Below are 23,875 nucleotides of genomic sequence, written 5' to 3'. Positions count from 1 at the left end.
CGCCGCCAGTCCAATCACAAATTTTGATGCGCGCCATCAGTGTGGCGGGCATTCGGGAGAACCCGTGTGAGCGCGCGGATCAGGCCGGCCATCTAGGCCGTGGCCGACACGCCGCCGTTTGCCTTGGCCATCGCCTTGGCCTGCTCGGCCATCACCTGTTGGATCATGCCCATGATCTGCATCGCCTGGGCGTTCAGCGCCTGCAACTGGGTGGCTTTCTGCTCCGCCGACGCATTGCTGGCGCGCACGCGCTCCATCTGCTCCATGACGCGCTTGAGCTGGCGTTGCAGCTCCTTGATCTGGCGCGTGTAATGGTCGTCATTGTCGGACGATTCCGTTTCCTCGGCCTGGCCCACCTTCATGGCGCCCGCATTGGTGACGCGGATCTTGCCGTCGGGCGTGACGGTGACGCCCGGGTCGCCGGCCTTGGCGTCCCTGGCCTCCTTGTTGGCCTGGATCTTCTGCGCCCACAGGTCGGCCATGCTGCCGATGCGCGAGGTACCGCTGATGGAATCGATGGCCATGAAGGTCTCCGGGGAGAGGTTTGACTGGGGTTTCCACTAATACGGCATGCTGGCGGGGAACTTAAGTTGCCGCCCGTTCCCGGCCCCCTTTACACTGGCGCCCGCTTACACCAAACACTCCCGGGGATTCCATGTCCAATTCCTATTTTCCGCGCTGGCGTCTGGCGGACGACGCCGAGCCCGGCGTCATCATCGCGCCCGATGAACGCCTGTCGTGGCCCAAGAACGTGGCCATGGGCGCCCAGCACGTGGTGGCGATGTTCGGCTCCACCGTGCTGGCGCCGCTGCTGATGGGCTTCGACCCCAACGTTGCCATCCTGATGTCGGGCATCGGCACGCTGATCTTCTTCCTGTTCGTGGGCGGGCGCGTACCCAGCTACCTGGGGTCCAGCTTCGCCTTCATCGGCGGCGTCATCGCGGTCACCGGTTACGCCGGCGGCGGCGCCAACGCCAACATTGGCGTGGCGCTGGGCGCCATCATCGCCTGCGGCCTGGCCTATACGCTGATCGGCGTTCTCGTCTGGATCGCCAACGGCCGCGCCGGCGGCGGCGCCAACTGGATCGACACCCTGATGCCGCCGGTGGTGACCGGCGCGGTGGTCGCGGTGATCGGCCTGAACCTGGCCCCCATCGCCGCCAAGGGCGCCATGGGCGCCTCGGGCTTCGACAGCGCCATGGCGATCGTCACCATCCTGTGCGTGGGCGGCATCGCCGTCTATACCAAGGGCATGGTGCAGCGCCTGCTGATCCTGGTCGGCCTGGTCCTGGCCTGCGTGGTGTACGCGATCTTCGCCAACGGCATGGGCCTGGGCAAGCCGATGGACTTCTCGGCCGTGTCCGCCGCCGCCTGGTTCGGCCTGCCGCAGTTCGCCGCGCCGGTGTTCAAGGCCGAGGCCATGGGGCTGATCGTGCCGGTGGCCATCATCCTGGTCGCCGAGAACCTGGGCCACGTCAAGGCGGTCAGCGCCATGACCGGCCAGGACCTGGATCGCTACCTGGGCCGCGCCTTCGTCGGTGACGGCGTGGCCACCATGGTCTCGGGCGCGGTCGGCGGCACCGGCGTCACCACCTACGCCGAGAACATCGGCGTGATGGCGGTGACCCGCATCTACTCCACGCTGGTGTTCGTGATCGCCGCGCTGATCGCCATTGTGCTCGGGTTTTCGCCCAAGTTCGGCGCCCTGATCCAGACCATTCCCGCGCCGGTGCTGGGCGGCATGTCGGTGGTGGTCTTCGGCCTGATCGCCATCGCGGGCGCGCGCATCTGGGTCGTGAACCAGGTCGATTTCAGCGACAACCGCAACCTGATCGTGGCCGCGGTCACGCTGGTGCTGGGCGCGGGCGACTTCACCGTCAAGCTGGGCAATTTCACGCTGGGCGGCATCGGTACCGCGACTTTCGGCGCCATCATTCTCTACGCCCTGTTGCGCCGCAAGAAATAGGACGGGGCATGGGCGACGGCCCATGCGCTGTTCCGGGGCCATGGTCCGCCCCGATTCCGCCCGGGGCGCCGCCGTGCCCGCGCCGCCCCGGATGCAGAAACCCGGCGCGTATCTTCAGGGCCGCGACAAGCGCGAAGCCGGGGCCCGGCCGGTCATCTGCACCGGCGCCGCCTCGATCACCTGGCCCGACTGGGTCTTGAACACCGCGGTCGCCTCGGCCAGGCGCCTGGCCTGCTCCTCCATCGCCGAAGCGGCCGCCGAGGCCTGTTCCACCAGCGCGGCGTTCTGCTGCGTCACTTCGTCCATTTGCGAGACCGCCAGGCTGACCTGATCGATGCCGCCCGCCTGCTGCGTCGATGCGGCGGAGATCTCGCCCATGATGTCGGCCACCCGTTGCACCGAGGTCACGATTTCCTCCATCGTCTGGCCGGCGGCAGATACCTGGGCCGAGCCGGCCGAGACCGTCTCGACCGAGGTTTCGATCAGCGCCTTGATTTCCTTGGCCGCCTGCGCCGCGCGCTGCGCCAGCGTGCGCACTTCGCCCGCCACCACTGCGAAACCCTTGCCCTGTTCGCCCGCCCGGGCCGCCTCCACCGCCGCATTCAGGGCCAGGATGTTGGTCTGGAAGGCGATGCCGTCGATCACCGAGACGATGTCGGCGATGCGCCGCGAGCTGTCGGAAATTCCCTGCATGGTGGCCACCACCTGGCCGACCGTGTGGCCGCCACGTTGCGCCACCTCCATGCTGACCGCCGCCAGCTGGTTGGCCTGGGCCGCGTTCTCGGCGTTCTGCTTTACCGTGGTGGCCAGCTCTTCCATGGTCGACGCGGTTTCCTCCAGCGCCGCGGCCTGCTCCTCGGTGCGGGTGGACAGGTTGGCGTTGCCGGCGGCGATTTCCGCGGCGCCGATGTTGATTTCCTCGACTCCCTGGCGCACGGCCGTCACCGTGCGGGTCAGTCCTTCCTGCATGCGTCGCACCGCCGAGAACAGCATGCCGATTTCATTATTGGAGCGTGCCTCGACGCGCTGGGTCAGGTCGCCGGCGGCGATGCGATCGAAATGCCGGCCGGCGTCCTGCAGCGGCAGCAGCACGCCACGCCGGATGAAGGCCCAGCACAGCGCGGCCAACAACAGCGCCACGGACAGCAGCACGATTGCCGACATTCTTGCGGTGGAATAAGTGGTCTGCGAGCGTGCCAGCACGTCGTCGCTGCGTTCCTGCACCCGCGTCAGGAAAACCTGCATGTCCTTGGCGAAAGCGGCATCGGCCTGGCGCACCCGCGGCTCGCTCTGCTGGTAGCGGGCCGCGGAGCGTTCCTTGAGGGCGGCGTCCAGTTCGTCCAGCACTGCCACATAGGCATTGAACTGACCTTGCAGAATCTGCGCCAGCTCCTGGCCGCGTTCGCTCTTTGGCACCGCCATATAGCGGGTGAACCGCTCGCGCGCCTGTTGCAGCTGGCTGGCGGCGGCGGACTCGGCGGTGGCGGCCTGGTCGGCGGCGCCCGCCTGCAGGTCGGCGATACCGGCGCCGAGCGCCAGCCGCGCCCGCAGCAGGGCGCCGCTGGCCTCGTATAGCGGGTCGACCTGATGCACGGCCACATTATTCAGGTCCTCGATTTCCCGGACACTGTTTTCCGCATTGCGCCAACTCAGCCCGCACGCCAGGGCCAGGGTAATGACGAAAAAGAACAGCACCAGCATCATGCCCGTACGGACTTTCATTTTTTCCAGCATGGGAGCTCCCGTTCTTGAACGCGCTCCACCCCAGGCGCGGGCCTTTGCCCGCAAGCGCCACGGCGGAGGGACGAACGTCGAGCCGGATGACTGCGATGCGTCCGCCCAACCTGCAACACGCACAATCAATCGATTTACGCGGCGGCCATGAACAGCCGGCGCGTCCCTTCGCTGCGAACCAGAAAAAATGCCGGCGAATACCGGCATGTATTTAATTGTTATTAATGGGCCAGTTTGTCGGTTATACCTTTTTTATTGAATACAACCCGCCGTTTTTACATAAACCCGGCCACCGCCGGGTTTATCCCTATCGCGCAGTATCTTTTACGCAACGCGGGTTGTAGCTGGGAAACGACGGGTTTTAGCGGGTTACGGCGGCGAAATGCGCCGAAAACGCCGGTTTCTCCGGTGGCTTGCAATTCCCGCGGACTTTGACCACAATATGACCTTGATTGCCCCGGTTCCGACCCGAGCCGGGGTTTTGTTTTGGTCGCAGCTTGCCGCATTCGTCCGGCGGGCCGGCCCGAGCGGGCGCAAGGGGATCCATCGGGTTCAGCTTTGCCCGCCCCTGGCCGTTCCGCTCCTGGCGATGCCCGTCACGTATCAGCTTCCGACGGCGCCCCATGCGTCAGGTCCAAGACCTTCACACCGAGAACGCTCCGTCGGGGGCGTTTTCTACTTTTGTTTGGGAAACGACATGTCTGCCATTCCTTTGACCGTGCGCGGGGCCGAGCGCTTGCAAGAAGAGCTCCAGCGGCTGAAAACCGTGGAACGTCCCGCCGTCATCAACGCTATCGCCGAAGCGCGCGCGCAGGGCGATCTGTCGGAAAACGCCGAGTACGACGCGGCTCGCGAGCGCCAGGGTTTCATCGAAGGCCGGATCGCCGAGCTTGAGGGCACGCTTTCCAATGCCCACCTGATCGATCCGACCTCGCTCGAGGCCGAAGGTCGCGCCGTGTTTGGCGCCACCGTCGACATCGAGGACCTGGATTCGGGCGATCGCGTGACGTACCAGATCGTCGGCGACGTCGAAGCCGACATCAAGTCGAACCTGATCTCCGTGTCGAGCCCCGTGGCCCGCGCGCTGATCGGCAAGAGCGAAGGCGACGTGGTCGAGGTCAAGGCCCCGGCTGGCGTTCGTGAGTATGAAGTGTTGAGCGTGCGTTACATCTGACGCTGGCTCTGAGCGGTAAAATCAGCAAAACACCATAGCCCGCACCGGATATCCGGCACGGCAATATTGCGGAACGCTATGGTGGACCGGGCGCGTAAAGCGCCCGTTTTTGTGCCCGGCGGTACTATCTTTTGGGCGACGACTTGCGGCTGGTGCCGCTGCGGGCCCCGGCCCGCAGGCTCAGCGCGCTGCCGGCGCGGCGCGGAATGCCGTGGCTGCCGGAAGTGGTTTTCTTGGTGCCGGGACGCATCGGCTTGCCGTTCTTGTTGAGTTGGTCCTGCGGCACGAAGCGCGTCTTCGGCTTGGGCTCTTCGGTTTCGGAACGGCGCGGGCGCTTGGCCAGGGTCTTGCCCTCGGCGGCCAGCTTCTTGGGCGTATGCGGCTCGGAGGCGCGGCGCTTGGCGGGGCGTTCCGGCTCGAGGGCGGCCAGCACGGGCGGCTTGATGTTGCCGGCCAGTGGGCGGAACAGGATCAGGGTCTTGCCCAGGTGGTGCACCGGGGCGCAGGACAGCGTGTCGCAGATGGTCGACAGCATGGCCTCGCGGGCCTCGCGATCGTCGCCGCCGGCCCGGACCTTGATCAGGCCGTGGGAAGTGAGTGCCAGGTCGATTTCCTTGAGCACGGCTTCGGTCAGGCCGTTGTCGCCGATCAGGACGACGGGGCGCAGAGGGTGAGCGGCGGACCGAAGGTCGCTGCGCTCACGAGAGGTAAGTTCTAATATAGGCATGCGTGGAATTGTACGGTAATGGCCAAGAATAAATTCTCCAAAGACTGGATTCACCAGCACATCAACGATCCCTATGTGAAGATGGCGCAACAGAAGGGCTACCGGGCCCGCGCCGCCTTCAAGCTGATCGAGATTCTCGATACCGAGAAGCTGTTGCGGCGTGGCGACCTGGTGGTCGACCTGGGCTCGGCGCCCGGCAGTTGGTCGCAGGTGGCGCGCGAGCGCCTGGCGGGGCCGGGCGGGGTGGTGGACGGGCGCATCATCGCGCTCGACATGCTGCCCATGGAGCCCGTGGCGGGCGTCGAATTCATCCAGGGTGACTTCCGCGAGGATGACATTTTGAAACAACTGGAAGACATGGTCGGATCGCGCGCGGTCGACCTTGTAATTTCCGACATGGCCCCCAACTTGTCTGGCGTGGGTATCGCCGACGCCGCGCGCATCCAGCACGTGTGCGAGCTGGCGATGGAATTTTCCCTTGCCCACCTCAAGCCCAACGGGGCGCTGATCGTCAAGGCATTCCACGGAACCGGCTTTTCGCAGATCGTGGAGTCCTACAAACAGCACTTCAAGCGGGTGGTCGAGCGCAAGCCGAAGGCATCGCGGGACAAGTCCTCCGAAACCTTTCTGGTTGCGCGCGATCTGAAATGACCCGCGCCAGGGCACGTGCCCTGGTGTCACAAGAACCTACCGGCCCGACGGCGGCCGGCCTGCCGAGACAACGACCAGCAAAATCACGAATCAGACGTAACTTAGCGGCCCGCCCCTTCCCAGGACGCAACCCGGTCCGACAGGGTAGAATGGGCTATTGACATACTTGTGACTGTGCCATATGCGGGTGCGCGGTCGCCGGTCGGAATCGAAAGCAGGAGATCGACCTTGAATAATTCATTTTCGAAAGTCGCCGTCTGGATGGTGATAGCCCTGGTGCTATTCACGGTCTTCAAGCAGTTCGACGGACGCGCGCAGACCCAGGACGGCGTGACCTACACGCAGTTCATGGACGACGCCAAGGCGGGCCGTATCCGCAAGGTGGACGTGCAAGGTGGCCCTGGCGGCGACGTGCTCTACGTCACGCCGGACGCGGGCCGTGCCTACACGCTGACCTCGCCGGGCGACCTCTGGATGGTTTCCGACCTGCTCAAGTACGGCGTGCAGGTGTCGGGCAAGCCGCGCGAAGAGCAGTCGCTGCTCATGAGCATCTTCGTGTCCTGGTTCCCCATGCTGCTGCTGATCGGCGTGTGGGTGTTCTTCATGCGCCAGATGCAGGGCGGCGGCAGGGGCGGCGCGTTCAGCTTCGGCAAGTCGCGCGCTCGCATGCTCGACGAGAACACCAACCAGATCACCTTCGCCGACGTCGCCGGCTGCGATGAGGCCAAGGAAGACGTCCAGGAACTGGTCGACTTCCTGCGCGACCCCAGCAAGTTCCAGAAGCTGGGCGGCCGCATCCCGCGCGGCGTGCTGATGGTCGGCTCGCCCGGCACCGGCAAGACGCTGCTGGCCAAGGCCATCGCCGGCGAAGCCAAGGTGCCGTTCTTCAGCATCTCCGGTTCGGACTTCGTCGAAATGTTCGTCGGCGTGGGCGCGGCCCGCGTGCGCGACATGTTCGAGAATGCCAAGAAGCACGCGCCCTGCATCATCTTCATCGACGAAATCGACGCCGTCGGTCGCCAGCGTGGCGCCGGCCTGGGCGGCGGCAACGACGAACGCGAACAGACGCTGAACCAGATGCTGGTGGAAATGGACGGCTTCGAGTCGGGTCAGGGCGTCATCGTGATCGCCGCCACCAACCGTCCCGACGTGCTGGATCCGGCGCTGCTGCGTCCGGGCCGCTTCGACCGCCAGGTCGTGGTGCCGCTGCCCGACATCCGCGGCCGCGAGCAGATCCTGAAGGTCCACATGCGCAAGGTGCCGCTGTCGCCCAACGTCGACGCCACCATCCTGGCGCGCGGCACTCCGGGCTTCTCGGGCGCCGACCTGGCCAACCTGGTCAACGAGGCCGCGCTGTTCGCCGCGCGTCGCAATGGCCGCACGGTCGACATGTCGGACTTCGAAAAGGCCAAGGACAAGATCATCATGGGCGCCGAACGCCGCTCGATCGTCATGCCCGAAGAGGAACGCAAGAACACCGCGTACCACGAGTCCGGCCACGCCATCGTCGCCCGCATGCTGCCCAAGACCGATCCGGTCCACAAGGTCACCATCATCCCGCGCGGCCGCGCGCTGGGCGTGACGATGCAGTTGCCGGAAAGCGATCGCTACAGCATGGACAAGAGCCGCCTGCTGTCGACCATCGCGGTGCTGTTCGGCGGCCGTATCGCCGAAGAGATCTTCATGAACCAGATGACCACCGGCGCCTCGAACGACTTCGAACGCGCCACGGCCATCGCGCGCGACATCGTCACGCGCTACGGCATGACCGACGAACTGGGCCCGATGGTCTACGCCGAGAACGAAGGCGAGGTCTTCCTGGGCCGCAGCGTGACCAAGACCACGCACATGTCCGAAGCCACAATGCAGAAGGTGGATTCCGAGATCCGCCGCATCATCGATGAGCAGTACGGCGTCGCGCGCAAGATCCTGGAGGACAACCGCGACAAGGTCGAAGCCATGACCGCCGCGCTGCTCGAATGGGAAACCATCGACGCCGACCAGATCGACGACATCATCGAGGGCCGCCCGCCGCGTCCCCCGAAGACGCCGCAAGGTCCGTCGGACACGTCGGATACGCCTCCGACCGGCCTGGCCGCCGGCGGCAACACGGCAGCCGCGGTCTGAGGTCTTTCGTCCTGATTTATGGCGAATAACTTCCTTTGCGGGCGCTTCGAGTTCGATCTCGAGCGCCCGCTTGTCATGGGTATCGTCAATGTCACGCCGGACTCGTTTTCCGACGGCGGCCAGCACGACGATACCGATTCCGCGGTGGCGCATGCGCGCCAACTGATCCAGGAAGGCGCCCACATCCTCGACCTGGGCGGCGAGTCGACGCGGCCGGGCGCCGAACCGGTGTCGGTCGCCGACGAACTGGCGCGCCTGCTGCCGGTGATCGAGGCGCTGCGCGATTGCGGCGTGCCGCTGTCCATCGACACCTTCAAGCCCGAAGTCATGCGCGCCGTGCTCGACGCCGGCGCCGACATGATCAACGACATCTACGGGTTCAGGCAGCCGGGCGCCATCGAGGCGGTGGCGCAATCGCGCTGCGGATTGTGCGTCATGCACATGAAAGGTGAGCCGCGCACCATGCAGGCGACGCCGCCCGAATATTCCGACCTGATCGGCGAAATCGGACTCTTCCTGGGATCGCGGGCGCAAAAGCTGCGCGCCGCCTGGGTCGATCCCCGACGCATCGTGCTGGACCCCGGTTTCGGGTTCGGCAAGACCGCCGACCAGAATTTCCAATTGCTGCGCCGGCTGTCCAGCCTGCGCAGCGGCGGTTATCCATTGCTGATCGGCCTGTCGCGCAAGAACATGATCGGCCAGGCCACCGGCCGGCCGGTCGGCGACCGGCTGCCCGGCAGCATTGCCGCCGCCCTGGCCTGTGTGGCCCGTGGCGCCTCCATCGTGCGGGTGCACGACGTGGCGGCCACGGTCGACGCGCTCAAGGTCTGGCAGGCGGCTGAACAAGGAGCAATCACTTCATGATTCGACGCAAGTATTTTGGTACCGATGGTGTGCGCGGCGAAGTCGGCGGCGCGGTGATCAACGCCGAATTCGCCCTGCGCCTGGGCTACGCCGCCGGCCGCGTGCTGGCTCGCGAGCACGCGGTGCGTGGCGGCAGCCGCCCGCAGGTGGTGATCGGCAAGGACACCCGCATTTCCGGCTACATGCTGGAATCGGCGCTGGAAGCCGGGCTGTCGGCCGCGGGCATCGACGTGCTGCTGGCCGGCCCGATTCCCACGCCCGCGGTCGCCTACCTGACCCGCGCGCTGCGCCTGGTCGCCGGCATCGTCATCAGCGCCTCGCACAATCCCTACCAGGACAACGGCATCAAGTTCTTCTCGGCCCAGGGCATGAAGCTGCCCGACGAGATCGAGGCCGCCATCGAGATCGCCCTGGACGAACCGCTGGGCTGCGTCAGCTCCGAAGGCCTGGGGCGCGCGCGTCGCATGTCGGATTCCCAGGGCCGCTACATTGAATTCTGCAAGAGCACCTTCCCCAACGATCTGGACCTGAACGGCATGACGATCGTGGTGGACGCGGCCCACGGCGCGGCCTACAACATCGCGCCGCACGTGTTCCGCGAACTGGGCGCCGAAGTGCACGCCATCGGGGTGCATCCCGACGGTTTCAACATCAACAAGGGCGTGGGCGCGCTGCACCCCGAACTGCTGGCCAAGGAAGTGAAGGCGCGCGGCGCCCAACTGGGCATCGCGCTGGACGGCGATGCCGACCGCCTGCAGATGGTGGATGGCGACGGCCGCATCTACAACGGCGACGAATTGCTCTACGCGATCCTGCGCGAGCGCATGCAGCGCGGCAAGGTGGATGGCGTGGTCGGCACGCTGATGACCAACTTCGGCTTCGAGCGCGAACTGCAACGCCTGGGCGTGGGTTTCGAGCGCGCCAACGTGGGCGACCGCTACGTGCTGGAGCAGATGCAGGCGCGCGGCTGGCTGTATGGCGGCGAAAGCTCGGGCCACCTGCTGTGCCTGGACTGCCATTCGACCGGCGACGGCATCGTGGCGGCGCTGCAGGTGCTGACGGCGTTGCGTCGCAACCATGTGTCGATGGCCGATTGGGTCAAGGATCTGCGCATGTACCCGCAGAAGATGATCAACGTGCCGTTGACGCCGGGCCAGGATTGGAAAACCCACCCCGGCCTGACGGCGGCGCGCCGGGCGGTCGAGGAGGAACTGGCGGGCCGCGGGCGCATCCTGATCCGCGCCTCCGGCACCGAGCCCAAGCTGCGGCTGATGGTCGAGGCCGAGGACGAGGCCCTGGCCGTGGCCAGCGCCGAGAAGCTGGCGGCCAGCCTGGGGTAGGTTCAACCATCCGCTCCAGACCCGACATGGCCATTCATTGTTTCGCGATGAATGGCCATTATTTGTGAATATTTCGTCTTTGTTTGTAAAGTTTTGTCGAGCTTTGCAGGAATTGACTCTCCTCGCTCCAAACTAAACTTCATAGTCACGTAACATATTGGTCAAGTCATTGACATACAGGGCGTCCAAACTGACCGGACTCTCTAGGAGCTTCGCGCAATGCTGGAACTAGCACGCATCAACCCAAGCCGTAATGCCGCAGAACCATGGACGGGCGCCGCCCCCCGGGTGCTGGTGGTCGGCCTGGCGCGCACGGCCGAGGAAATCGAACAGATCCAGCGCCTGCGCTACGACGTCTTCACCGAAGACATGGGTGCGGTCTTCCCGGATGCCCAGGACGGAATCGAGCACGACCGCTTCGATCCTTTCTGCGAGCACCTGATGGTGCGCGAGCTCGACACCGGCCGCGTCGTGGGCACCTACCGCATCCTTACGCCCGAAAAGGCGCGCGAGGCGGGCGGCTACTACTCGCAGTCCGAATTCGACCTGTCGGGGCTGGGCGCCATCCGCGACGAGCTGGTGGAAGTGGGGCGTTCGTGCACCCACGCCGACTACCGCAACGGCGCGGTCATCATGCTGTTGTGGTCGGGCCTGGCGGAATACCTGCGCCGCGGCGGCTACCAATACGTGCTCGGTTGCGCCAGCGTCAGCCTGCGCGACGATGGCGTCACGGCGGCCGAAGTGTGGCGCACCATTTCCAAGCAGCTGCCGAAAGAGGGCGAGCCGCAGGTCACGCCCTTGCATCGCTACCCCGTGGAAAAGCTCAACAGCACGCTGCCGGCGCGCGTGCCGCCGCTGATCAAGGGATACCTGAAACTGGGCGCCACGGTTTGCGGCGAACCGGCCTGGGACCCCGATTTCAACGCGGCGGATTTCCCGGTGCTGCTGAAGATGGACGGCATGGACGAGCGCTACCGCCGCCATTTCGGCCTGGATCAACCCGCGACCGTCGGCCAGCGCTGATCATGCGCCGCCTGTTCCGCCGTATGAAGATCAAACTGATTCGGCGGGCCACGCGGCCTTTCCGCCTGGAACTCAAGCAGCTCGATCGCCAGACCGACCTGTCGCCGTTCTAGCCGCCCCCCGCCGTTGCATGGCAAAAGGCCCCGGATATTTCCGGGGCCTTGTCGTTTTCAGAACTCGAGCAGCTCGAACGAGAAGCCGACCTTCGACCATTCCGCTTCTTCCGCCCGCAGCGTGAAGTCGCTGAGCGGGTGTTGCGCCAGCCAGTCACGGTTCACGCGTACCACGATGGAATCGTTGCGCATGGACGCGGTCAGGGGCAGCGGTTCGATTTCACCGCGGCGGCGGAACAGCAGCACGGCCAGCCGCAGGCTCAGGATGGCCATCCATTGGGCGCGGTTGCGCACCAGCGGTTCCAGCTTGCCCAGCTTGCCCTGGTGGCCCAGCGCCAGCAGCGCCAGCAACTGCTGGTCGGCGCGGGAAAAGCCCGGCATGTCGGCGTTTTCAAGCACGTAGGCGGTGTGCTTGTGATAGGCGTTGTGGGCGATCGACAGCCCGACTTCGTGCAGGTCGGCGGCCCAGCCCAGGGCCGCGCGCAATTCGGTGCGTTCGGCGCCTTCGGGCATCATCGCGTCGAACAGGCTGAGCGCGGCGTGGCGCACGCGCCGGGCCTGGTTGACATCGACGTGGTAGCGCTTCACGAACTGGCGCACCGATTCGTCGCGCTTGTCGTGTTCGTCGTCGCGGCCGAGCAGGTCGTACAGCACGCCCAGGCGCAGGGCGCCGTCGCCAGTGTGCATGACGTCGATGCCAAGCTCGTCGAACAGCGCGCTCATGATGGCCAGCCCGCCCGGCAGCACGTCGGCGCGCTCGACCTTGATGCCGGGCAGTTCCGACGGGATGACGCGGCCGGCGCGCACGATGCGGTCCTTCAGCTTGCTCAGGCCGGCGCGGGTGATGCCGCGGTCGGACATGCCGCCTTCGGTGAGGATGGCGAACAGCGCCTTGGCGGTGCCGGACGAGCCGTAGGCTTCCTTCCAGCCCGTCTTGCGGTACTGCTTGGCGATGACTTCGATCTCGCGCCGGGCGGCCAGTTCGGCCTGCTTCATCTGGTGGGCGTCGACGATGCCATCCGAGAAGAACTGCCGGCTGTAGCTGACGCAGCCCATATACAGGGACGACATCAAGCCGGGCTCGTGGCCCTTGCCGATGATGACCTCGGTGGAGCCGCCGCCGATGTCGATCACCAGCCGCTTGTTGGGCGAAGGAGGCAGGGTATGGACCACGCCCGAGAAGATCAGGCGGGCCTCTTCGCGGCCGGCGATGACTTCGATGGGAAAGCCCAGGGCAGCCTCGGCCCGGGGCAGGAAATCGCGGGTGTTGCGCGCGACCCGGAAGGTGTTGGTCGCCACCGCGCGCACGCGGTTGGGATGGAAACTGCGCAGGCGATCGCCGAAACGTTCGAGGACGGCGATGGCGCGCTCGATGGCGTCGTCGCCCAGGCGTTTTTCGGCGTCCAGCCCGGCGGCGAGCCGGACGGTTTCCTTGAGGCGGTCGATCTGGTAGATCTGGGGCGTACCGTCCTGCTGAACGATGCGTCCGATGGAGAGGCGGAAGCTGTTGGACCCGAGGTCCACGGCGGCCAGAAGTTGATCCATGCGGCTCGTGATTTTGGCTGTGAGGTGGCCTGATTATAGAGACCCCATATGACAGCGCCGGCCCCCGCGGGTTTTCGCTTATGGAACAGATAGTTGGCGCCGGGAGACCATGCGCCATACGTCCCGGTTTTGTCGTACGCTACGCATTTGGCGTTGTGTCATAGAACCGTCACTCTTTTGAAGTAAAACTCCACGCTTTCCTTACGTATGGAATCCGGTATGACCACTCGCCCGCCCGCCGAGCCGCTGCTGCTGAACCGTGAATTGTCGCTGCTCAAATTCAACGAGCGCGTGCTGGCGATGGCGGAAAATCCCGGCACGCCCCTGCTCGAACGGCTGCGCTACGTGTGCATCGTCAGTTCCAACCTGGACGAGTTCTTCGAGATCCGGATCTCCAGCCTGAAAGAGCAGCAGCGCCAGTCGCCCAACCTGGTGGGGCCGGACGGCATGACGCCCGACCAGGCGTTCGAGAACGTCCAGCAGGCGGTGCACGAACTGGTGGGGCGCCAGTATGCGTTGCTCAACGACGCCATCCTGCCGGCGCTGCAGGCCGAGGGCATCGCGCTGCATCATGCGTCGGAATGGAATGCCGAGCAGCAGGAATGGGCGCGCGAGGTCTTCAACCGCGACGTCATGCCGCTGCTGACCCCGATCGGGCTGGACCCGGCGCACCCGTTTCCGCGGGTCTACAACAAGAGCCTGAACTTCATCGTTTCCCTGTCCGGCGCCGACGCCTTCGGCCGCCAGGCCTCTATCGCCGTGGTGCAGGCGCCGCGTGCGCTGCCGCGCCTGATCAAGATGCCGCCCGAGCTGTCCGGCCATCCGGAAGGCTACATCCTGCTGACCTCGTTGCTGCGCGCCTTCGTCGGCGAGCTGTTCCCGGGCCTGGAAATGCTGGGCTGCTACCAGTGGCGGGTGACGCGCAACAGCGACCTGTTCGTGGACGAGGAAGAAGTCACCAACCTGCGCCACGCCTTGCAGGGCGAGCTGTCGCAGCGCAACTTCGGCGCGGCGGTGCGGCTGGAGATCGACAAGCTGACCCCGGTTGAGCTGGAAACCTTCCTGCAGCGCGAATTCTCGCTCAAGCCCGAGGACACCTACCGTGTGCCGGGGCCGGTGAACCTGTCGCGCCTGATGCAGCTGTGCAATTCGCCCAACCGGCCCGACCTGCTGTTCCCCGACTACCGCGCGCCGGTGCCGGCGCCGTTCGACCGCGTCGGTGACAAGCCGGCCGAGCTGTTCGAGGCCGTGGCCGAGCAGGACCGCCTGCTGCACCACCCCTATCAGTCGTTCCAGCCCGTCATCGACTTCCTGACCGCCGCCGCGCTGGATCCGGACGTGATGGCCATCAAGCAGACCATCTACCGCACCGGCGAGGATTCCGAGCTGATGAAGATCCTGCTGGCCGCCGCGCGCGCCGGCAAGGAAGTGACGGTGGTGGTGGAGCTGATGGCGCGTTTCGACGAACAGACCAACATCAACTGGGCCTCCAAGCTGGAAGAGGTGGGGGCGCACGTGGTGTACGGCGTGGTCGCGCACAAGACCCACGCCAAGATGGCGGTGGTGCTGCGGCGCGAAAAGGGCCGCCTGCGCCGTTATGCCCACCTGGGCACCGGCAACTACCATCCGCGCACGGCGCGCCTGTATACCGATTTCGGCCTGCTGACCGCCGATCCGAAGCTGTGCGAGGACATGGACAAGGTGTTTGCGCAGCTGACCGGCCTGGGCGCGCGCCGCGCGCTCAAGTCGCTGATGCAGTCGCCCTTCACCATGCATGACGGCATGGTGGCGCTGATCCGCGCCGAGGCGCGCGCCGCCAAGGCGGGCCAGCGCGCCCGCATCATGGCCAAGATGAACTCGCTGCTGGAAGAGCAGATCATCGAGGAACTCTACAAGGCCAGCCAGGCCGGCGTGAAGATCGACCTGATCGTGCGCGGCGTCTGCGCGCTGCGCGCGGGGGTGCCGGGGCTGTCGGAAAACATCCGGGTGCGTTCCATCGTCGGCCGCTTCCTGGAGCACTCGCGCGTCTTCTATTTCTATGCCGACGGCGCCGAGACGGTGTACCTGTCCTCGGCCGACTGGATGGACCGCAACTTCTTCCGCCGCGTCGAAATCGCCTTCCCGATCTACGACAAGACCCTCAAAAAGCGCGTCATCGACGAGGCCTTCACCTTCGCCCTGCGCGACAACCAGCTCGCCTGGCAACAACAGGCCGACGGCGACTACGTCCGCGTCCGCAGCCGCCGCGAACCCTTCAATCTGCACCAATACCTGATGCAGAAACTGGGCGTGTAACACCAGGCCGGGGCAACTCGCGCCCCATTTCCGCATAGCGGGACACCCGGCAAAAGGCACGCCTGGCCAGAGCGAGCAACCCGTCCCCACATCCCCACCAGCAAGCCGCCCCCCCATCCCAACCGGCCCCTCCCAAGCCAGGCCGCGCGGATCCGGCTCCGCCGGTCCGCCACCGGCGCCCCCCTGGGGGGGAAGCGCGCAGCGCTCCGGGGGGGGTATATGACTGTCACTATCCTGTCACGTTGGACTTCTAAGATGCGAGGGTCGCTGAAAGACAGGCAGTGGAAAGCCTGCCAAAGACTCCTCTAACGAGCACAGAAGGAACCAAGATGTTCAAACGTGTCTTCAAACAAGTTTCCCTGGGTGTCGCGCTGAGCGCCGCCGTTTTCGCCGTCCAGGCCGCCGATGTGACCGGCGCCGGCGCTTCGTTCCCGTACCCGATCTACGCCAAGTGGGCGTCGGACTACAAGGCTGCCACCAACAACGCCGTGAACTACCAGTCGATCGGCTCGGGCGGCGGTCAGCAACAGATCATCGCCAAGACCGTCGATTTCGGCGCCTCGGACGATCCCATGAAGGCCGCCGACCTGGAAAAGAATGGTCTGCTGCAATTCCCGGCCGTCATCGGCGGCACCGTGGCCGTGGTGAACATCGACGGCATCGAGCCGGGCAAGCTGAAGCTGTCGGGCAAGGTCCTGGGCGACATCTTCCTGGGCAAGATCAAGAAGTGGGACGATGCCGCCATCAAGGCGCTGAACCCCGACCTGAAGCTGCCGTCGGCCGACATCATCGTCGTGCACCGTTCGGACGGTTCGGGCACCACCTTCGGCTGGACCAACTACCTGTCCAAGGTGTCGCCGGAGTGGAAAGAACAAGTCGGCGAAGGCAAGGCCGTCAAGTGGCCCGTGGGCCAGGGTGGCAAGGGCAACGAAGGCGTCGCTGCCTACGTCGGCCAGCTGAAGAACTCGATCGGCTACGTCGAATACGCCTACGCCAAGCAGAACAAGCTGGCCTGGACCCAACTGCAGAACAAGGCCGGCAAGTTCGTCCAGCCGGAACAGAAGGCCTTCGCCGCCGCTGCCGCGAACGCCGACTGGAAGAGCGCGCCTGGCATGGGCGTGGTGCTGACCGACGAGCCGGGCGCCGATTCGTGGCCCGTCACCGCCGCCACCTTCATCCTGGTCCACAAGTCGCAGGACAAGCCGGTGCAAGGCAAGGCCGTGCTGGACTTCTTCGACTGGGCCTTCAAGAACGGCGCCAAGTCGGCTGAAGCCATGGACTACGTGCCGCTGCCGGAAGCCGTCACCAAGGAAATCCGCGCCGCCTGGGGCGAGGTCAAGTCCGCCGACGGCAAGGCCGTCTGGAAGTAAAGCGGTTGCCCGGCGCGACGGTCCAGCCACGCGCCGGCATCTGCCAACTGCCCCGGCATCCGGTTCGCCGGACGTCGGGGCGGGTCTCCCGGACCCATTCGTCGTTTCCCCCACGGTTTCCTAAGGAAAGTCCATCCATGAGCGCGGTAATGGATAATAGTGTGCCGCTTCCGCCCAGCGTGGCGGACTCCGTGACTACCGGCACGCCTTCGCCTATGAAGCAAAACAAAAACGCGCTGATGGATGCGCTGTTCAAGAACCTGACCCGCCTGTTCGCCTTCCTGGTGTTCATCCTGCTGGCGGCGATCCTCGTTTCCCTGATTTACGGCAGCCGCGAATCGCTGGCCAAGTACGGCCTGTCGTTCCTGTGGCTCAACGATTGGGACCCCGTCAAGCAGAACTATGGCGCGGTGGTGCCCATCATCGGCACGCTGCTGACCTCGGCCATTGCCCTGATCATCGCGGTGCCGGTGTCGTTCGGCATCGCCATCTTCCTGACCGAACTGTCGCCGACCTGGCTGCGCCGCCCGCTGGGCACCGCGGTCGAGATGCTGGCGGCGATTCCGTCGATCATCTACGGCATGTGGGGCCTGTTCGTCTTCGTGCCGGTGTTCCAGCAATACGTGCAGCCTTTCCTGATCGCCACGCTGGGCAGCGTGCCCATCATCGGCGGCATCTTCGCGGGGCCGCCATTCGGCATCGGCATCTTCACCGCCGGGCTGATCCTGTCGATCATGATCATCCCGTTCATCGCCGCGGTGATGCGCGACGTGTTCGAACTGGTGCCGGCCATGTTGAAGGAATCGGCCTACGGCCTGGGCAGCACGACCTGGGAAGTGATGTGGCGCGTGGTGCTGCCGTTCACCAAGTCGGGCGTCATCGGCGGCATCATGCTGGGCCTGGGGCGCGCGCTGGGCGAGACCATGGCGGTGACCTTCGTGATCGGCAACGCCTTCAAGTGGTCCGGTTCGCTGTTCTCCCCGGGCAACTCGATCGCCTCGGCCCTGGCCAACGAATTCAATGAAGCCGGCGGCATCCAGAAGTCGGCGTTGCTGGAACTGGGCCTGATCCTGTTCCTGATCACCACGATCGTGCTGGCGCTTGCCAAGATGCTGCTGGTCCGCCTGTCGGCCGGTGAAGGCAAGCGTACCTGACCGGCGCCGCACAAGGAAAAGATCATGGCTGCTGTATCCGTACTCAATATGCAAAACGGCGTCTACCGCCGGCGCCGCGTGGTCAACCGCGTGATGCTGACCATCTCGCTTGGCACCCTGGTGTTCGGCCTGTTCTGGCTGTTCTGGATCATCCTGACGCTGCTGCTCAAGGGCGCGCCGGCGCTGTCGTACACGCTCTTCACCGAGATCACGCCGCCGCCCGGGCAGTCCGGCGGGCTGGTCAATGCCATCTTCGGCAGCGTGATGATGGCGGGCGTGGGCACGCTGATCGGCACGCCGGTCGGCATCCTGGCCGGCACCTACCTGGCCGAATACGGCCAGCGCGGCTGGCTGGCGCCGGCCACGCGCTTCCTGAACGACGTGCTGCTGTCGGCCCCGTCCATCATCATCGGTCTGTTCATCTACGCCGTGTACGTGGCGCAGGTCGGGCACTATTCGGGCTGGGCCGGCGCCATCGCGCTGTCGATCCTGGTGATCCCGGTGGTGGTGCGCACCACCGACAACATGCTGCTGCTGGTGCCCAACAGCCTGCGCGAAGCCGCGGCCGCGCTGGGCTGCCCGAAGTGGCGCATGATCACCCTGGTGTGCTATCGCGCCGCCAAGACCGGCATCATCACCGGCGTGCTGCTGGCGATTGCCCGCATCTCGGGCGAAACCGCGCCGCTGCTGTTCACCGCGCTGTCGAACCAGTTCATGTCGACCAACATGAACGGCCCGATGGCCAACCTGCCGGTCGTGATCTACCAATACGCCGCCAGCCCCTTCAAGGACTGGAACGACCTGGCCTGGGCCGGCGCCACCCTGATTACGCTGCTGGTGCTGGGCATCAACATCATCGCCCGCAACATGTTCCGCAAATAAAGATCGCTTTGCCGGCGCGCGTGCCGCGCCGGACCTAGGGAAACCAAATGGAAAACACCGCCACCGCCGTCAAGAACAAGATCGAGGTCAAGAACCTGAACTTCTACTACGGCAAGTTCCATGCGATCCGCAATGTGAACATGTCGATCCAGGAGAAGAAGGTCACCGCCTTCATCGGCCCGTCGGGCTGCGGCAAGTCGACGCTGCTGCGCACCTTCAACCGCATGTTCGAGCTGTACCCGGGCCAGCGCGCCGAGGGCGAGATCATCCTGGACGGCGAGAACCTGCTGACCGCCAAGACCGATATCTCGCTGATCCGCGCCAAGGTCGGCATGGTGTTCCAGAAGCCCACGCCGTTTCCCATGAGCATCTACGACAACATCGCCTTCGGCGTGCGCCTGTTCGAGCGCCTGTCCAAGGGCGAGATGGACGAGCGCGTGGAGTGGGCGCTGAGCAAGGCCGCGCTCTGGAACGAAGTGAAGGACAAGCTGCATCAGAGCGGCAACAGCCTGTCGGGCGGCCAGCAACAGCGCCTGTGCATCGCGCGCGGCGTGGCCATCAAGCCGGAAGTGCTGCTGCTGGACGAGCCGTGTTCGGCCCTGGATCCGATCTCGACCGCCAAGATCGAGGAACTGATCGCCGAACTGAAGAACGACTACACCGTCGTCATCGTGACCCACAACATGCAGCAGGCCGCCCGCTGTTCGGATTTCACGGCCTACATGTACCTGGGCGAGCTGATGGAATTCGGCCAGACCGACCAGATCTTCGTGAAGCCGTCGCGCAAGGAAACCGAGGACTACATCACCGGCCGCTTCGGCTGATCGGCGGCGGGAGCGCGCCTGGCGGGCAACCGGCGGGCGACGCTCCCGCGGCGCTTCATCACGGTGGTATCGGCGGCGCGCCCGGAAGGGCGCGCCGTTGTCATTTCCGCTGGCCTGCGTTGCTCGCCCGGCAGATGGGCAGTATCAGGAACGCTGCTGTTCCAGCGTCCGCGCGCCGGCCGCGGGTTGCGCCGACGCGCCACCGGCGTAGCGCCCCGGGATCAGGATCACGAACACCGCCGCCAGCACCGCCGCGCACGAGAACGCCATGAAATTCCATGCCAGCGGCAGCTGCAGCCCGGCCAGATAGCCGCCGACGATGGGGCCGCTCATCGCGCCGATGCGGGCGAACGACAGCGCCCAGCCGGTGGCGGCGCCACGCGCATGCGCCGGGTAGTAGCCCGCCAGATAGCCGGTCAGGATCAGCGAAGACGAAATGCTGCCGATCCCGGCCAGCGCCACCCACAGGTAGTTGACCGCCAGCGGATTGTTGTAGGTCAGGCAATAGATGCCGATAGCGCCCACCAGATAGAACAGCGCCACGATCCTGCGCGGTTCGCTCTTGTCGGCGAACTGGCCCAGCACCAGGCCGCCGATCGCGGAGGCCAGGCTGAAGACCAGCAGGAACGAGATGCTCGACCCCAGGTCGTAGCCGTTCTTGCGCATGATCTGCGGCAGCCAGGTGTTCAGGCCGTACACCAGCATCATGCCCAGGAACAGCGCTCCCCAGAAGCACAGGGTGGCGCGCAGATGGCGCGGCGCGAAAACCGCGGCCATCACATCGCGCCAGGTGGTCTTCTCGCCCGTCACCTCGCGCGGACGGAACGGCTCCAGCGAGGCGATGCCCAGGCGCTGCGCCATGGCGCGGGCGCCGGCCTCGTCGCCCTTGGCCAGCAGGTATTCGAGCGACTCGGGCAGCAGGCGCGCCAGCACCGGCACCAGCAGCAGCGGCGCCGCGCCCACCAGGATCACCGCGCGCCAGCCCCAGTGCTGCAGCACCGCCATGGCCACCGCGGCCGAGCACAGGATGCCGAGCGAGTAGCCGGAGTACATGACGCCGTAGTTGAAGCCGCGCTTTGCGGGTGGTGAATACTCGATCGTCAATGCCGCCGCCACCGGGATCACGCCGCCCAGCCCCAGGCCGCCGATGAAGCGGAAGGCCGCGAACCAGGTCGGGGTGGGCGCCCAGGCCGCGCCGATCATGGTCAGGGAGAACAGCGTCACGCAGGCCAGCAGCATGCGCCGACGGCCCAGCAGGTCGGACAGCGTGCCCACCGCGAACGATCCGACGAACATGCCTGCCAGCGCATAGCTGCCCAGCATGCCCAGTTCGATCGAACTGAGATTCCAGCTCTTGTCATCGGCCAATGCCGGCAGCACCGCGCCCATGACGCCGACGTCGTAGCCCTCGAACAGGATGGCCAGCCAGCAAACGAACAGCACGGTGTAGGTGGTCCGCGCGGGCGTGGCCCAGGCGGACGGAGTGGAGGCGTTTGCCATGTGTTTCCCGATGAATGTCGTTATGAGTAGTGGGGCTCTGAGGGCCGCATTTAATTTATGCTTCAACTATATAGGTGTCAATCAGGAGGCGCCCGACGGGCGCGGAGCGGCGGCCTGCTACCGATGTGATCGGGGATGGCGCCGGTATCTGGTATAGTTGCGACCCTCGGGGCGTAGCGCAGCCTGGTAGCGCATCTGCTTTGGGAGCAGAGGGTCGCGAGTTCGAATCCCGCCGCCCCGACCAGGAATCAGAAGGCCGTTAGTGAACGCGTTCACTAACGGCCTTTGTCGTTTCCCGCTCGAGTTTTTTTGCGGCGATAAGCGGAACGGGCGTTTATCAAGCGGTTGTCCGCTCCGTGGCTTTGGCAACCTGTTCATTCAGGAAATGGTAAGCTGCCGCCTGCCCCGGCCGAGCTTGTCCCTGCCGCTGGAGGCTGATGGGAAAAATATAAGACCAGGAAGTTGACGCGTTACGCGCCGAAGCCGGGATGTTGGACACAGTTTGTTAAAATGCGACAACAATTATTCAATTGAAACATTCTTATGCCGCATTTTCAGGGCCTTCGGCTACCCGCGTTGTTTCGGTTTTCTTTCGATCCTGGCAATGGCAAGGCTCCGCGGCTCGTGGACGTAGGGCTGGCCAGCGCGATTCCGTCACACATTTCCGAAGCGGCCGAGCCTTATGCGCTGACCGTGCTGGAACCTTCCTCCACCATGACCCGGTTGCGGCAGGCCGGCTGGCGCCTGTGCCTGGACCCGTCCGGCAATATCCAGGCGCGCCAGCATGACAAGCGCCTGGACATCGAGCCAAAGGCCACCACCCCTTATGGCGTGATCTCGACCGAGGATTTTCTCTACGCCGAGGCCATGGTGCTGATGTCGCAAAGCGAGGCATCCTGATGCGCGACGGCGGCCAGATGCCCCTGCGGATCATGCATTCCGAGGCGGCAACCACCTTCGGTGGCCAGGAAAATCGGATCTTCCGGGAAATGATGGCGCTGCGCGAGCGCGGCCATACGCTCGAGGCGATCTGCCAACCCGCAAGCAAGCTGTCCTCGCGCCTGCAGGCCGAGGGGTTTCGCGTGCACGAATTCCTGATGGACGGGATGTCGAACTACACCCGGGCGGTATATGGGATCCGCGGGATCCTGGCGCGCGGCAAATTCGACGTCCTCAATACCCATAGCCGGCGCGATACGGTGATCGCGGCGATGGCGGGCAGGCTCGCGGGCACGCCGCTGATCGTGCGGACCCGCCACCTGGCGAAGCGGCCAGGGTCCCTATGGAGTTACACGCGGCTGCCACACCGCGTGGTGGCGGTCAGCGACTATGTCGCCACCCAGATGATCGAGCGCGGCGTGCCCCAGAGCCATGTCGCGACGGTGTCCGACGCCATTCCCATCGCGCCGAACGACGGCCGCTCCAGCCTGCGCGAAGAACTGGGCATTGCGCGGGCCGCCATCGTCATCGTCTGCGTCGCGCACCTGCGGCCGCAGAAAGGCCAGGGCCTGTTGCTGTCCGCGGCGGCGCCCCTGATGAACGGTCCGGCCGATATCCATCTGGTCTTCGCGGGCGAAGGCTCGCAGCTCGACGTCCTCAAGGACATGGCCCGCCAGCATGGCTGCCAGGCGCGCACGCATTTTCTTGGCCGACGCGCCGATATCGGCAACGTGCTGGCGGCCAGCGACATATTCGCGCTTGCCACCCAGTTCGAGGCCCTGGGCACTTCGTTCATCGAAGCGGCCGCCTGCGGGCTGCCCATCGTCGGCACGCGCGTGGGAGGCGTCCCCGAAGTCGTGAAGCACGGCGAGACCGGGCTGCTGGTGCCCTACGGCGATGTCGACGCCTTGCGCGCTTGCCTGGAAACCCTGGCCGCCGACGCGACCTTGCGGCAACGCATGGGTGCCGCCGGCGCGGCCTACGTGCGCGGCGAGAAAAAGTTCTCGCTCGCCGGCATGGCGGAAAGCATGGAAGCCGCCTATCTGCGATGGTTGAAGCGATGAGGTGGCCGTTGCACATGGCCCAGCACGCAACCTGATTCTTGGATCTACCGGAAAACGCCATGCGGGCGCAACATGACGTTTTCACAGCCGAATTCAGGATTCACCATGAGCCAACGCATCGACTACGCCCAAGCCGCGCCCGAGGGCTACAAGGCCTTTGGCGCCGTATACGCCTATCTGCGCCAATGCGGCCTGCCCGAGGAGCTGGTCAACCTCGTGTATCTGCGGGTCTCGCAGATCAATGGTTGCGCCTATTGCATCGACATGCACTCGCGCGACCTGCTCAAGCAGGGCGTCGCGGTGGACAAGCTGGTGCTGGTGCCGGTGTGGCGCGAAGCGGGCGCCTTGTTCAGCGGGCGCGAACAGGCGGCGCTGGCCTGGGCCGAATGCGTGACGCGGGTGGCCGACAGCGGCGTGCCGGATGATGATTACGAGGCCGCCTCGGCACAGTTCAACGACAAGGAGCTGGCCGACCTGACCTATGCAATCGGACTGATGAACGCGTTCAATCGCCTGGGCGTCACGTTCCGCAATACGCCGGCCGCCGTCCGCAAAGCCACGTCGGGCCAATGAGGCCGGCGGC

At 65.4% G+C, this 23,875-nt stretch carries 20 protein-coding genes and 1 tRNA gene; 16 read left to right on the top strand and 5 right to left on the bottom strand.

What is annotated here, in order from left to right:
* Nucleotides 1–92 precede the first annotated feature (92 nt).
* Entirely contained in the window at nucleotides 93–524 is a 432-nt protein-coding gene (locus tag AC6CR5_RS13905; protein WP_020926786.1) for a FlxA-like family protein, read from the bottom strand.
* A gap of 131 nt (nucleotides 525–655) precedes the next feature.
* Between AC6CR5_RS13905 and AC6CR5_RS13900 the strand changes: the two genes are divergently transcribed.
* Complete coding sequence (locus tag AC6CR5_RS13900; RefSeq protein ID WP_047993219.1) at nucleotides 656–1,966, top strand: solute carrier family 23 protein; 1,311 nt, start codon at nucleotides 656–658, stop codon at nucleotides 1,964–1,966.
* A 114-nt stretch (nucleotides 1,967–2,080) separates the two neighbouring features.
* Here the strand turns inward: AC6CR5_RS13900 and AC6CR5_RS13895 are convergent, their stop codons facing one another.
* Nucleotides 2,081–3,700: a methyl-accepting chemotaxis protein gene (locus tag AC6CR5_RS13895; protein ID WP_047993218.1), complete on the bottom strand. Its 1,620-nt coding sequence runs from the start codon at nucleotides 3,698–3,700 to the stop codon at nucleotides 2,081–2,083.
* A 697-nt stretch (nucleotides 3,701–4,397) separates the two neighbouring features.
* On the opposite strand from AC6CR5_RS13895, the gene greA reads away from it, so the two are divergent.
* On the top strand, nucleotides 4,398–4,874 hold the full coding sequence (gene greA, locus AC6CR5_RS13890; protein WP_006385475.1) for a transcription elongation factor GreA: 477 nt from the start codon (nucleotides 4,398–4,400) through the stop codon (nucleotides 4,872–4,874).
* A 124-nt stretch (nucleotides 4,875–4,998) separates the two neighbouring features.
* Here greA and AC6CR5_RS13885 read toward each other — a convergent pair whose 3' ends face one another.
* Nucleotides 4,999–5,601 (bottom strand): YhbY family RNA-binding protein, encoded by a 603-nt coding sequence (locus tag AC6CR5_RS13885; protein ID WP_020926788.1) that lies wholly within the window; start codon nucleotides 5,599–5,601, stop codon nucleotides 4,999–5,001.
* A gap of 18 nt (nucleotides 5,602–5,619) precedes the next feature.
* Here AC6CR5_RS13885 and AC6CR5_RS13880 point away from each other — a divergent pair, with 18 nt between their 5' ends.
* The 5 genes from AC6CR5_RS13880 (at nucleotide 5,620) to AC6CR5_RS13860 (ending at nucleotide 11,606) form a co-directional block, all read left to right on the top strand.
* Nucleotides 5,620–6,252, top strand: coding sequence for an RlmE family RNA methyltransferase (locus AC6CR5_RS13880; protein WP_006385473.1), 633 nt, complete (start codon nucleotides 5,620–5,622; stop codon nucleotides 6,250–6,252).
* A gap of 228 nt (nucleotides 6,253–6,480) precedes the next feature.
* Complete coding sequence (gene ftsH / locus AC6CR5_RS13875; RefSeq protein ID WP_047993217.1) at nucleotides 6,481–8,379, top strand: ATP-dependent zinc metalloprotease FtsH; 1,899 nt, start codon at nucleotides 6,481–6,483, stop codon at nucleotides 8,377–8,379.
* A gap of 18 nt (nucleotides 8,380–8,397) precedes the next feature.
* The gene (gene folP, locus AC6CR5_RS13870; RefSeq protein WP_498085714.1) at nucleotides 8,398–9,243 is read left to right on the top strand and encodes a dihydropteroate synthase; all 846 of its coding nucleotides are present in this window, start codon (nucleotides 8,398–8,400) and stop codon (nucleotides 9,241–9,243) included.
* Entirely contained in the window at nucleotides 9,240–10,583 is a 1,344-nt protein-coding gene (gene glmM / locus AC6CR5_RS13865; protein ID WP_006385470.1) for a phosphoglucosamine mutase, read from the top strand. The genes folP and glmM overlap by 4 nt, the downstream gene beginning before the upstream one ends.
* 219 nt (nucleotides 10,584–10,802) lie before the next feature.
* Nucleotides 10,803–11,606: a GNAT family N-acetyltransferase gene (locus tag AC6CR5_RS13860; protein WP_006385469.1), complete on the top strand. Its 804-nt coding sequence runs from the start codon at nucleotides 10,803–10,805 to the stop codon at nucleotides 11,604–11,606.
* 170 nt (nucleotides 11,607–11,776) lie between these two features.
* On the opposite strand, the gene ppx is transcribed toward AC6CR5_RS13860, so the two are convergent.
* Entirely contained in the window at nucleotides 11,777–13,264 is a 1,488-nt protein-coding gene (ppx, locus tag AC6CR5_RS13855) for an exopolyphosphatase (RefSeq protein WP_006385468.1), read from the bottom strand.
* A gap of 219 nt (nucleotides 13,265–13,483) precedes the next feature.
* Between ppx and ppk1 the strand changes: the two genes are divergently transcribed.
* The 5 genes from ppk1 (at nucleotide 13,484) to pstB (ending at nucleotide 19,789) form a co-directional block, all read left to right on the top strand.
* Entirely contained in the window at nucleotides 13,484–15,559 is a 2,076-nt protein-coding gene (ppk1, locus tag AC6CR5_RS13850) for a polyphosphate kinase 1 (RefSeq protein ID WP_020926791.1), read from the top strand.
* Between the two features lie 329 nt (nucleotides 15,560–15,888).
* The gene (pstS, locus tag AC6CR5_RS13845; protein WP_006385466.1) at nucleotides 15,889–16,929 is read left to right on the top strand and encodes a phosphate ABC transporter substrate-binding protein PstS; all 1,041 of its coding nucleotides are present in this window, start codon (nucleotides 15,889–15,891) and stop codon (nucleotides 16,927–16,929) included.
* A 137-nt stretch (nucleotides 16,930–17,066) separates the two neighbouring features.
* Nucleotides 17,067–18,083 carry a phosphate ABC transporter permease subunit PstC gene (gene pstC / locus AC6CR5_RS13840; RefSeq protein WP_035181926.1) on the top strand — a complete coding sequence of 339 codons (1,017 nt, stop codon included), beginning with the start codon at nucleotides 17,067–17,069 and terminating at the stop codon, nucleotides 18,081–18,083.
* 24 nt (nucleotides 18,084–18,107) lie between these two features.
* Nucleotides 18,108–18,965 carry a phosphate ABC transporter permease PstA gene (gene pstA, locus AC6CR5_RS13835; RefSeq protein WP_006385464.1) on the top strand — a complete coding sequence of 286 codons (858 nt, stop codon included), beginning with the start codon at nucleotides 18,108–18,110 and terminating at the stop codon, nucleotides 18,963–18,965.
* Nucleotides 18,966–19,012: 47 nt separating this feature from the next.
* Nucleotides 19,013–19,789, top strand: a complete 777-nt coding sequence (gene pstB, locus AC6CR5_RS13830) for a phosphate ABC transporter ATP-binding protein PstB (protein WP_006385463.1) — start codon at nucleotides 19,013–19,015, stop codon at nucleotides 19,787–19,789.
* Between the two features lie 144 nt (nucleotides 19,790–19,933).
* On the opposite strand, the gene AC6CR5_RS13825 is transcribed toward pstB, so the two are convergent.
* Entirely contained in the window at nucleotides 19,934–21,289 is a 1,356-nt protein-coding gene (locus AC6CR5_RS13825; RefSeq protein WP_006385462.1) for an MFS transporter, read from the bottom strand.
* A gap of 167 nt (nucleotides 21,290–21,456) precedes the next feature.
* Between AC6CR5_RS13825 and AC6CR5_RS13820 the strand changes: the two genes are divergently transcribed.
* From AC6CR5_RS13820 to AC6CR5_RS13805, 4 genes are all read left to right on the top strand, one after another.
* Nucleotides 21,457–21,533 (top strand) — tRNA-Pro (locus AC6CR5_RS13820).
* Nucleotides 21,534–21,913: 380 nt separating this feature from the next.
* Nucleotides 21,914–22,189, top strand: coding sequence for a hypothetical protein (locus tag AC6CR5_RS13815; RefSeq protein ID WP_024070036.1), 276 nt, complete (start codon nucleotides 21,914–21,916; stop codon nucleotides 22,187–22,189).
* The gene (locus AC6CR5_RS13810; RefSeq protein ID WP_353630707.1) at nucleotides 22,189–23,292 is read left to right on the top strand and encodes a glycosyltransferase family 4 protein; all 1,104 of its coding nucleotides are present in this window, start codon (nucleotides 22,189–22,191) and stop codon (nucleotides 23,290–23,292) included. The genes AC6CR5_RS13815 and AC6CR5_RS13810 overlap by 1 nt, the downstream gene beginning before the upstream one ends.
* Nucleotides 23,293–23,397: 105 nt before the next feature.
* On the top strand, nucleotides 23,398–23,865 hold the full coding sequence (locus tag AC6CR5_RS13805) for a carboxymuconolactone decarboxylase family protein (protein ID WP_006383905.1): 468 nt from the start codon (nucleotides 23,398–23,400) through the stop codon (nucleotides 23,863–23,865).
* Nucleotides 23,866–23,875: the final 10 nt, after the last annotated feature.

This window comes from Achromobacter sp. EG18, from assembly GCF_059759395.1.
Note: the sequence above shows the minus strand (reverse complement) of the source record. Positions and strands in the feature narration are given on the sequence as shown.